Here is an 11,109-nt window from a genome sequence, read left to right as displayed (position 1 = left end):
TACAATTGTCTTTTTAAATTCTTGATCGTAAACTATTCTTCCCATTTTAATAAGTTAATTTATTCACTCAAAAGCGTACCAACAAAACTAGACATTCCAGTGATGTGTGTTACGCTGTGTGATTATTAGCACGCTTAATAACGATATTTATAAAACGTTAAACTTACACAACGTCACTTCGAGTGATTTGTGAAGTATGAGCAAATTGTATCGAAAAGCTCTGCACTAATAAATGGTTCTCGATACAATGCTCCTAACGTCGCATCACTCGAACTGACGAGTTGGATGAGTGTGGATGAGTGTGGATGAGTGTGGATGAGTGTGGATGAGTGTGGATGAGTTAATAAATAATCAAAAAAACTCTACAAATTATCCAACTGATTCCCACTCCCATTCTCACTAATAGTCCAAAAGAAACCAACAAAAAAGAATTGGTCTGCGGCTGGACGTAAAGCACGTCTATTAAAATTATTATTTACATCTGGAGTGTTTGCGTATTGGTAACCGTTTACGTTTTTAAAACCTAGTGCATTATTTACAGAGAAATATAGAATTTTCTGTGGGCTTAATAAGTAAGCCCAATTAAGACTTAAACTATTAAAGTTTTTAGTTTTGTTATTTAAAAAACCTGTTTCGTTTGGGTTTGTATAGGTTCTACCAGAAGCAAAAGCGTAGCTTAAACCTATTTGGCTTTTCCAGTTTTCTATCCAGTATTTACCAACCACAGATACATTGTGTTTGTTTGCAAAGTTTGGTTGTGCTGCTGTTGGGTAGTTTCTATAATCGCGTTCTGTATCTAAATAAGAGTAGCTTACCCAATAGTCTATATTCTTTAAGCTTTTATTATCGCGATAAAAGAGATCTAAACCTTTAGCAAAACCGTTTCCTGTGTTGTTATAATTAGTATCGAAACTGGCAAACTCAGTATCAAATTTCACTAGGTTATCGTAGTTTTTATAATACGCTTCTGCTCTAAAAATTCTGCCATCGTTATTGTATTGGTAGTTTAAAATATAATGCTGCGTTTGTTGTGCTTTTAGGTTTTGCTCAAACTTTAAAATACTACTGTTTGGGTTTTGGTAAAAATCGCCATACGCTAAAGACACTTGGCTCTTTGCTCCTGTTTTATAAGCTAAAGACAACCTTGGTGAAATGGTAGCTTCTTTAAAAAGTGCGCTGTATTCTGCACGTAAACCTGCTTTTAAAGCTAATTTTTTAGAGAAAATAAAATCTGCTTCTGTAAATGCTGCAGAGATATTGTTATTAAAACCGTAATCTATTGGTTGTACGAAATCGTTTTGGAAGGTTTCATTAAAATTGGTTGCAAAATATTCTGCTCCAAAATTTAATTTAAAACGGTTACTAAAACTTTTTCTTAATTTTAGTTTTGCATGGATTGAATTTTCGGTATTATCAATATTATTAGCATCTATAGCAATACTATTATTAGCATGCGTGAAACTAAAACCAGATTGCAACTTCCATTTGTTCTCCAGTTTCGCACTGTACGATCCATTAAAATAAAGGTTAGAATTATCGAGTTTAAAATCTAAACCTTCAGGACTGTTAATGTCTTCTTGGGTGAGTTCAAAATTACTTTTATCGAAAGCAGAATATAATTTCAGCATGCCGTTGTCGGTTTTATATCTATAAACAGCTTCACCAGAAACCGTTTGAAATGGCTTTTTCCAAACGTTTCTATCTTTAAAAACCGCTAAATAAGGTGCTAAATTAATATACGAAGCATTAACACTAAGCGAACTTTTCTCCCACTTTTGCGTGTTACCTAAATTAGCACCAAGCGTTAAAATACCAATATCTGTTTTTTCTTGATCTGGCTCGTCTATTGTACTTAATAGCAACACACTTGATAATGCTTGACCATATTCTGCGCTGTAACCACCTGTTGAAAAAGTAATACCATCGAACAAAAATGGAGAATAACGTCCACGAGTTGGTGCATTGTTAGTGGTTGGTGTGTATGGTGTAAACACACGAATACCATCTATAAATATTTGTGTTTCTTCTGCTTCTCCTCCACGAACAAACAGTCTTCCATCTTCGGCAACCGTTGTTGTACCTGGTAATGTTTGCAAAGCACCAACAAAATCGCCTAATGCGCTTGCAGTTGTTACCACATCCATTGAGGTTAAAGCAGAGACTTTACTATTGTCGCCTGCCGAAAATGTTCCTGCAGATAATACAACGGTATCCAACGCGTTAACATCGTCTCGTAATACTATTTTTAAGTTGTTTAAAGTAGAAACGTCGCTTGACAATACATAAGTCTCGAAAGAAATATAAGACACAGTTAGCGATTGCGTTTCTGATTCGTTGGTTTTAAAACTAAAAAAACCTGCTGTGTTTGATGTTGCGCCATCGTAAGTACCATCTAGAAAAACATTAGCGCCTTCTATTGGATTGTTTTTAGAGTCGGTAATTGTTCCGCTTATTACGCTTTGAGCTGAAAGCTGAAAGCAGATACATGTAATTAGTATTTTAATAAGAGACTTCATAAGTTGCATTGGTTTTGATACTGAAATAAATTCAGTATAAATTGATGGTTCAAAGATGCAACGGAAGCTTCTGTTTTAAAATTTGTTATTACTGAAGTGTGGTTTTTTGTTGATGGATTGTTTTGAAGCGCGATTGTTGGGTTAATGGATTGTTAGGTTTTCTGTCATTCCTGCGAAGGCAATAATCCACAAGTATTCTATAAGTAAAATAGATTCCTGCATTCGCAGGAATGACAAAGAGACTAGTTTTCTTATTCTGACTTATTAAAAGGCCTGATAATTAATCGTGCTGCTTTATCAAAATTAATATAATTGTAAGTCCAATTAAAAAACACAATCACACGATTACGAAAACCTACAAGAGACATTAAGTGAATAAACATCCATACAAACCAAGCAAAAAAGCCTGAAAATTTGTAGAATTTTAAATCTACAACGGCCTTGTTTCTACCAATGGTAGCCATCGAACCTTTGTCTTTATAAGTGAATTCTTGCATTGGTTTACCAGCAATTAACCTCAACAAGTTTTTAGCCAACAACTTACCTTGTTGTATAGCAGGTTGTGCAACTTGTGGATGTCCTTTTGGGAACGCTTCGGTTTCCATAAATGCAATATCGCCTAGAGCAAACACAGCATCGAGGCCATTAACTTGGTTGTAACAGTTTACTTTATAACGGTTAGAACGCTCTTCAAGTATTTCGGCTTTTAAACCATGTACAAGATTGCCAGTAACTCCTGCAGCCCAAATTAAAGTTTGGGACGCTAAGGTTAAATTAGAATTTGTTGTAACGGTTTTGCCATTATAATCTTTTACAAAAGTGTTGCAATGGACTTTTACTCCAAGTTCTTTTAAATATAATTGGGCTTTACTTGAAGCATTTTCACTCATTGGAGGCAACAGTCTATCGTTACCTTCTAAAAGATGAATTTGCATAGTATTAGCATCTAAATCTCTATAATCTTTAGGTAAAATGTTGTTTTTAAGTTCGGCAATTGCTCCTGCAAGCTCTACTCCTGTTGGTCCACCACCAACAATAACGAAGTTTAATAAAGCTTCACGTTCTTTACTATTATTAGTAACTGCTGCGCTTTCAAAATTTTGAAGTATTAAACTTCTAATGTCTAAGGCTTGAGACACTTTTTTCATTGGCATGCTATACGTCTCTATTGCTTTGTTTCCAAAATAGTTAGTTTTGGTTCCTGTTGCCAATATGAGGTAATCGTAATTAAGGTTACCAATGTTTGTTTTAATTTCTTTTTTGCTAGCATCAATATGTTCTACTTCTGCTAAACGAAAGAAAGAGTTTTTATGATTTTTAATAATTTTTCTTAATGGATAAGCAATAGAATCTGGTTCTAATCCAGCGGAAGAGACTTGATATAATAAGGGTTGAAATGTATGGTAATTCTGTTTGTCGATTAATACAACTTGCACCTTTTTATTGGCTAAAGAATTAACCATGCTAACACCTGCAAAACCACCACCAACAATAACTATTCGTGGGAGTTTGCTTTCTGGAATATTCATAAAAAATAAGTATTAAATATAATATTCGAAGATACGATTTTAGGTTATTAATGGCTACTTTTTTTAGTGTTGAAATTATATAATTGTAGGCTTACTTGTCATTCCTGCGAAAGCAGGAATCCACATGAAAAATATTACTATAAATGGATTCCTGCTTTCGCAGGAATGGCAAAACTAGTATTAATTATAGTTAGTACTGCGTTAAGGATTGAAAGGTTTGTTTGAGCTCTTTTTTTATTTTCTTAAAAAAAAGCGAGCCTTGAAAGCCTGACGAACCGAAGCTTTTTGCGAAGGTTGGGAACGCCCAAAAATTATTGTAAATATTTATGTAACATATATTACATTTATACTACTTATATAGTAACCTAACCAAAAACATTGAATAAAGAACTCGAACATAGCTTTGTAGAACTGCTGGAGAAACACCAGAACATTGTGCATAAAGTCTGTAGATTATATACCAATAACTACGATGCGCATAATGATTTGTTCCAGGAAATCACCATACAATTATGGAAAGCTTACCCGAAATTTCGTGGTGACTCGAAATTTAGTACTTGGATGTACAGAGTTGGATTAAATACCGCTATTACTCTTTATAGAAAGTCTAAACGAACCATAAACACCACACAGTTTGATACTGTGCAGTTTAAAATTAAGGCTGAAGATTATGATGATACCGAAGAACAGCAATTAAAGCTATTATACAGTGCTGTACACCAATTAAACGATATTGAAAAGGCGCTTATTTTCCTGTATTTGGAAGATAAGAACTATAGAGAAATAAGTGAAACAATGGGTATTACCGAAGTGAATGCTAGAGTGAAAATGAACAGAGTGAAAACAAAGTTAAGAACCATATTAAATCCGTAAATATGGATGAATTAGAATTATTAAAGAAACATTGGCAGAGCGATACTGTTAGCGAGAAAAAAATGACTTCTCAAGATTTATATTCCATGCTATGGAAAAAATCGTCTTCGATTGTTAAGACGCTCTTTTTTATAAGTATTGCAGAATTAATTTTTTGGATTGCTATTACGTTTTTACCAAAATTATCTGCATCATACAATGCTAAATTAGATACAACTGCTATTAACCAAACGCTTTTAACTAGTTTAACTGTTATTAGTTTTGCTGTAATTATATTATTTATCTACTTATTGTTCAAAGCTTACAAAGGTATTTCTGTTACAGATAATGCTAAAAAATTAATGGAGAGTATTATTAGTACTCGAAAAGTTATAAAATACTATGTAGGTTACAACTTAATTATGGCTTTTGTTTCTATGGTACTTGGCTCTTATTATGCTACTAAAACAGATCCTAAAATGGTTGAGTTAATGACAAATGCAGACACTAATGGAAAGCTTATTATGGCTGCTATAATTCTAGTTATAGCTGTTGTTTTTGTTGGTTTAATATGGTTATTCTATAAATTACTTTATGGCATTTTAATGAAACGCTTAAACAGTAATTACAACGAATTAAAAAAGTTGGAGGTTTAGTTATGAAAACAAAAGATGCTATATTATTTTTTGAAAGTTTAAAAACTAAAAACAGCACAAATAAAGAGATTAAAATCTATAATGATTTTATTGCTTTATTTAATAATTTACAAAACCGAAGCTTTAATATTAGCGAATTAAATAAAATTGAAAGTGAATTAGAGATATTAGATTTAAAAGCTGATACAAATAGAAAAGTACTATTTAAAAAATTAACGGCATTTTTAAAATTCTTAGAAGAAGAATTCTCACTAATTCGCAAAAGTCACTACACTAACACTTATATGATTATTGGTATGTGTTCTGGTATCGTTTTGGGTTTGTTTATAGATGCTATTAATCTTTCCTTTGGAATGCTAATAGGAATGGTAATTGGATTAGCATTAGGTACAGAAAAAGATAAAAAAGCTAAGAATAACAATCGTGTTATAGATGATAATTCTAATTAAAATAAAATTATAAACTACCGACTAGAACTACTGACTAGAACTACTGACTAAAGACTACCTATTAAAAACTAATTATCAAGCCACTCACGCTGCTTATTTAAAGCTTCTCTTGCTTCCAATTCTTTTTGTGGAATAACTTTTAAAAATGAAGGATGTTGCTCGATAGCATATTCAATTTTTTCAACAATACTTGCTATAGATTCGTTTTCGTAATCAATTTCTAAAGGTTTTTTAACTTCGAAAGATTGGTAAACGTTTTTCTTTTTTATGTAGAGTCCTTTTTTATCGAAAGAGCGTCTAAAACCATCTATTACTATTGGTACTACAATAGGCTTATAACGCTTAATAATATGTGCTGTTCCTTTACGAATAGGCTTAAATGGTGTTGTTGTACCTTGTGGAAATGTAACAACCCAACCATCATCAAGCGCAGTACTAATCATAGAAATATCGCTCATTTTAACTTGACGGTTGACATCTTTACCTTCACTTCTCCATGTACGTTCTATACTAATTGAGCCTGTGTAAGCAAATATTTTTGGTAAAATACCAGATTTCATAGTTTCTTTTGCAGCTACATAATACATGTTTAATTTGGGGTTCCATAAATAACCAACATTCTTAATAGAATCTCCTCTGTTACTTAAACTCGCATTAAAAACATGAAACATAGAAAACACATCTGCAAAATACGTTTGATGATTAGAGATAAAAAGTACGTTTGTATCTGGTAAATCTTTTATAATTTTTGAGCCTTCAATTTGTAGATTATTAAAACCACGAAAGCGTCTGTGAGAAAGTATGCCTAGTATTCTAATAAGCCACTTTTTTACAAATAATATATGTCCAAAAGGATTTTTTTTAAGTAAACCCATAAATTTTTATAGTTCTTAAGGTTTAACAAATGTAGCAAAATACTACTATTTAAAGCTAGCCTTTAACAAGTCTTTCACTTCACTAAGTATCATAGCTGTTGCTCCCCAAACTAAATTATTGTTTAATTTATAAGCAGGAACACTCACTTCTAGACCATTAGGAGTTGTTACCATTTTTGTAGTTAATGTATTCTCGTCTAAAAAATGGTCTAATTTAATTTCTAAAAGTGCTTCTACCTCAGCATCTTGTTTTATAAACTCAGGCGTATTTTTTACAATACCAATAAACGGTTTAACATAAAAATTACTAGGCGGAATGTACACTTGGGTTAATGCCTTTAACACAGTAATGGTATCTTGCTTTACTCCTATCTCTTCTTCTGTCTCTCGTAAAGCAGCTTGCTCGAATGTTTCGCTAGCCTCAAGTTTACCACCAGGAAATCCTACTTGAGCAGAATGTACACCTTTGTATGTTTGTCTTAAAATTAGCATAAAACAGGTTTCACCTGCTGCATTAGGATAAAACAAAGTCATTACAGCACTTTTTTTGGCACTTTTTATACGTTCTGCCTGCAATTTTATTAAATCTGCTCTGTAAGGAGGTGACATTTTAAACTGTGAAGTTTCGGCTGGTAGTGGTAAATTTTCTATTTTTACAATAGATTTTAAAAACGATTGAAATTTCATTTATGAGACTAATTCTAATATTTAGTATTTTACTATTATTTAATTGTGAAGATAAACAAACTAAACCTAAACTTGTAAAAGAGAAAGTTACAGTAATTGATACTATTATACCTAAAGCTACAGAAAAAGTAATAGAAATAGACAGTTCTAAACTAACTCTAGAAGAACGCTATTTACCTTTAAATGATGATAATGCCATGGATTTTTTTCGTGAGTATGGCAAAATCAACAAACAAAATAAAGTTCGTATTTACACCAAATTTGGAAATATAGATATACAACTTTTTGACAATGTGTCTTTCCATAGAGCAAATTTTATATTTCTTACCAAAAACAAAATTTTCGATGGCACACAGTTTCATCGTGTGGTTAAAGATTTTGTTATACAAGGTGGCAATAGCGATGAAGCAAAGGTTTTAAAAAAGCGTCGTAAAATTGGTCGTTATCTTTTACCACCAGATGTTAGACACGGTCACAAACATAGACGTGGTGTTATTTCTATACCAAGTGGAGAAATTAAAAACGCTTATAAATTAGCATCACCTTTCGAGTTTTTTATTACACAAAGCAATCAGTTTCATTTAGATGGAGAATACACTGCTTTTGGTCGTATAACGCGTGGTTTAGATGTGGTAGATAAAATCTCTAACCAAGACGTAGATGGTGGTAATTGGCCAAGACATAACGTTTATATTACAAAAATTGAAGTTTTAGACTAGTAGTAAGCATGCAATAAATCTAGTAATATTAAAAAATAAATAATCTTAAATCTGTTAAAAAAATCATACATTGATTTTGTAATCTAAAAAACCTTTAAATATGAAAACCAAACACTTAAATTCTCTTATACTTTTAAGTCTTTTTATTAGCATTTTTGCTTGTAATAAAGAGAAAGAAGAAGCAACTACAACTATGAGCGATAATTTATTATTACAAGAGTTTAAAGGTCCTTTCGAAGGTGTTCCAGCTTTCGATAAAATGAAGGTTGAAGATGTAGAACCTGCTATTAAAACAGGAATGACTTTAGGTTTAAAAGATATTGAAGCTATAGCAAACAATCCTGAAGCACCAACTTTTAAAAACACTATTGAAGCCATGGAACGCTCTGGTAAAGCATTAAATCTTGCTTTTACATATTATGGTATTTTTAGTAGTAATATGAGTTCTCCAGAATTTAGAACCATTTCAAAGGCATTAGCTCCAGAAATTTCAGATTATCGTTCTAAAATTAGTCAGAATAAAAAACTATTTACACGTATAAAAACGGTTTACGATGCGTCTCAAAAAACACCTTTAGAAGCAGACCAACAACGTGTTGTAGATTTGGTTTATAAACGTTTTGAAATGAATGGTGCAGAATTAGATGCTACTAAAAAGAAACGCTACGCAGAAATTAGCAAAGAACTGTCTACTTTATATAGTGACTTTTCTAGTAATGTATTGCACGATGAAGAAAACTACATTACTTACCTTACAAAAGACCAATTAAATGGACTATCGGATGGGTTTGTAAAATCGGCAGCAAAAATTGCTTCAGATAATGGTGAAGATGGAAAGTATGCGATTACAAACTCTCGTTCTTCTATGGATCCATTTATTACCTATTCTACAGAAAGAGAGTTAAGAGAAAAAGTATGGACTAATTATTATTCTCGTGGTGATAATGGTGATACTTACGATAACAAACAAATTATTGCTCAAATTTTAAAACTACGCCGTGAGCGCGTGGCACTTTTAGGTTATAAAAATTATGCAGAATGGCGTTTGCAAGATCGTATGGCTAAAACACCAGAAAATGCAATGGATTTAATGATGAAGGTTTGGCCAGCTGCCATTGGTCGTGTTGCAGAAGAGGTTGCAGATATGCAAGCCATAGCAGACAAAAATGGTAACGCTATTAAAATTAAACCTTGGGATTACAGATACTATGCAGAAAAAGTAAGACAAAAAAAATACGATTTAGACAGCGACGAAGTAAAACAGTACTTACAATTAGATAAATTAACACAGGCATTATTTTACACAGCTGGACGTTTATTTAATTATGAATTTAATCCTGTAAAAGAAGGCAGTGTTCCTGTTTTTCATGAAGATGTTAAGGTTTGGGAAGTTACAGACAAAGACTCAAAAAAATTAATTGGTTTATGGTATTTAGATCCTTTTGCTAGACCAGGAAAACGTTCTGGAGCTTGGGCAACAACCTATAGAAGTCATACTACTTTAGATGGAGCAAAAACAGTTTTAGCGTCTAATAACTCTAACTTTGTTAAACCTGCTCCTGGAGAAGCTGTTTTGGTGTCTTGGGATGATGCAGAAACATTTTTTCATGAATTTGGTCATGCTTTACACTTCTTTTCATCTAACGTAAAATACCCAACATTAAATGGAGGTGTTCGTGATTATACAGAATTTCAATCTCAATTATTAGAACGTTGGTTATCAACAGACGAAGTAATTAATCAATTTTTAGTACACAACAAAACAGGAAAACCTATTCCTGCTGCATTAGTTGCAAAAATTAAAAAAGCATCTACTTTTAATCAAGGTTTTTCTACAACAGAATATTTAGCTTCTGCTTTAATGGATATGAAACTGCATTTAGCAGATCCAGAAAATATAGATATTGCTAAATTTGAAAAAGAAACATTAGCAGCATTAAATATGCCTGAAGAATTACCAATGCGTCACAGGACTCCGCATTTTGGACATGTATTTTCTAGTGAAGGTTATGCTACAGCATATTATGGTTATATGTGGGCAGACGTACTTACAAGTGATGCTTCCGAAGCTTTTAAAGAAGCTCCAGGTGGTTTTTACGATAAAGCTGTAGCAGATAAATTAGTGAAGTATTTATTTGCACCTAGAAATAGTATGGATCCTGCTGAGGCTTATAGATTATTTAGAGGTCGTGATGCTAAAATTGAAGCATTAATGCGTGATCGTGGGTTTTTCTGTAACTAAAGAGAATTAATGTGCTTGAAATGAAGTGTTGGTATTGATATCACTTCTATGGAGTTTTAATATTTAGCTCCTATGGAGCTTTAGGACTATTAATAGTATTATATTGTTTCCATAAATAAAAGTTAGGATTAACGTATTTATTTTAGAATAATAGATTCATTATATTGTAGTGTGTCAAATTTTGGCAATAAACCAATAGTTTGCAAAGCTAAAGCGTGGCAAAATATTAATAATAAAAAGGTATAACACAAAGTTTAGCTCTGTAAGAGCGACACACAATATGGCTAACACATACACGCAACTTTATTTTCATATTGTTTTTTCAGTAAAAGGTAGAAACGACCTTACTTCTAAAAAATGGGAAGTTGAACTATATAAATACATAGCAGGTATTGTTTCGAATAAAATCAAAAATTAATGATTATTAATGGAATGCCTAATCATGTGCACCTTTTAATTGGCACAAAACCAAATTGCAATTTATCTGATTTAGTTATAGATATAAAAGCAAATTCATCGAAATGGATTAATGAAAAAAGATTTCTAAATGCAAAATTTGAATGGCAAACTGGCTTTGGAGCTTT

General features: G+C 32.2%; 11 protein-coding genes. 7 read left to right on the top strand and 4 right to left on the bottom strand.

The annotated features are described in order from the left end of the window. Nucleotides 1-362: 362 nt before the first annotated feature. Nucleotides 363-2,516, bottom strand: a complete 2,154-nt coding sequence (locus Q0C58_RS04620; RefSeq protein ID WP_290698113.1) for a TonB-dependent receptor — start codon at nt 2,514-2,516, stop codon at nt 363-365. A 251-nt stretch (nt 2,517-2,767) separates the two neighbouring features. Further along, the gene (locus Q0C58_RS04615) at nt 2,768-4,045 is read right to left on the bottom strand and encodes an NAD(P)/FAD-dependent oxidoreductase (RefSeq protein ID WP_290698110.1); all 1,278 of its coding nucleotides are present in this window, start codon (nt 4,043-4,045) and stop codon (nt 2,768-2,770) included. A 378-nt stretch (nt 4,046-4,423) separates the two neighbouring features. Between Q0C58_RS04615 and Q0C58_RS04610 the strand changes: the two genes are divergently transcribed. Genes Q0C58_RS04610 through Q0C58_RS04600 form a run of 3 tightly spaced genes read left to right on the top strand, consistent with a single transcriptional unit; the run spans nt 4,424 to nt 6,002 of the window. Then, nucleotides 4,424-4,918 (top strand): sigma-70 family RNA polymerase sigma factor, encoded by a 495-nt coding sequence (locus Q0C58_RS04610; protein ID WP_290698107.1) that lies wholly within the window; start codon nt 4,424-4,426, stop codon nt 4,916-4,918. A 2-nt stretch (nt 4,919-4,920) separates the two neighbouring features. Beyond that, a complete protein-coding gene (locus tag Q0C58_RS04605) occupies nt 4,921-5,553 on the top strand; it encodes a hypothetical protein (RefSeq protein WP_290698104.1) in 633 nt (210 codons plus the stop codon). 2 nt (nt 5,554-5,555) lie between these two features. Next, entirely contained in the window at nt 5,556-6,002 is a 447-nt protein-coding gene (locus Q0C58_RS04600) for a hypothetical protein (RefSeq protein WP_290698101.1), read from the top strand. A 68-nt stretch (nt 6,003-6,070) separates the two neighbouring features. Here Q0C58_RS04600 and Q0C58_RS04595 read toward each other — a convergent pair whose 3' ends face one another. Beyond that, the gene (locus tag Q0C58_RS04595) at nt 6,071-6,877 is read right to left on the bottom strand and encodes a lysophospholipid acyltransferase family protein (RefSeq protein WP_290698098.1); all 807 of its coding nucleotides are present in this window, start codon (nt 6,875-6,877) and stop codon (nt 6,071-6,073) included. Nucleotides 6,878-6,922: 45 nt separating this feature from the next. Continuing rightward, the gene (locus Q0C58_RS04590; RefSeq protein WP_290698095.1) at nt 6,923-7,564 is read right to left on the bottom strand and encodes a CoA pyrophosphatase; all 642 of its coding nucleotides are present in this window, start codon (nt 7,562-7,564) and stop codon (nt 6,923-6,925) included. 2 nt (nt 7,565-7,566) lie between these two features. Here Q0C58_RS04590 and Q0C58_RS04585 point away from each other — a divergent pair, with 2 nt between their 5' ends. The 4 genes from Q0C58_RS04585 to Q0C58_RS12440 form a co-directional block, all read left to right on the top strand. After that, nucleotides 7,567-8,283 carry a peptidylprolyl isomerase gene (locus Q0C58_RS04585; protein WP_290698092.1) on the top strand — a complete coding sequence of 239 codons (717 nt, stop codon included), beginning with the start codon at nt 7,567-7,569 and terminating at the stop codon, nt 8,281-8,283. 100 nt (nt 8,284-8,383) lie between these two features. Next, nucleotides 8,384-10,525 (top strand): M3 family metallopeptidase, encoded by a 2,142-nt coding sequence (locus Q0C58_RS04580; RefSeq protein WP_290698089.1) that lies wholly within the window; start codon nt 8,384-8,386, stop codon nt 10,523-10,525. 280 nt (nt 10,526-10,805) lie between these two features. Continuing rightward, nucleotides 10,806-10,943, top strand: a complete 138-nt coding sequence (locus Q0C58_RS12445) for a hypothetical protein (RefSeq protein ID WP_366841277.1) — start codon at nt 10,806-10,808, stop codon at nt 10,941-10,943. Next, on the top strand, nt 10,943-11,109 hold a 167-nt coding region (locus Q0C58_RS12440), incomplete at its 3' end, for a transposase (RefSeq protein WP_366841281.1). The genes Q0C58_RS12445 and Q0C58_RS12440, both read left to right, overlap by 1 nt.

The sequence above is a fragment of the Lacinutrix sp. genome, assembly GCF_023299985.1.
Taxonomy (GTDB): domain Bacteria; phylum Bacteroidota; class Bacteroidia; order Flavobacteriales; family Flavobacteriaceae; genus Lacinutrix.
Note: the sequence above shows the minus strand (reverse complement) of the source record. Positions and strands in the feature narration are given on the sequence as shown.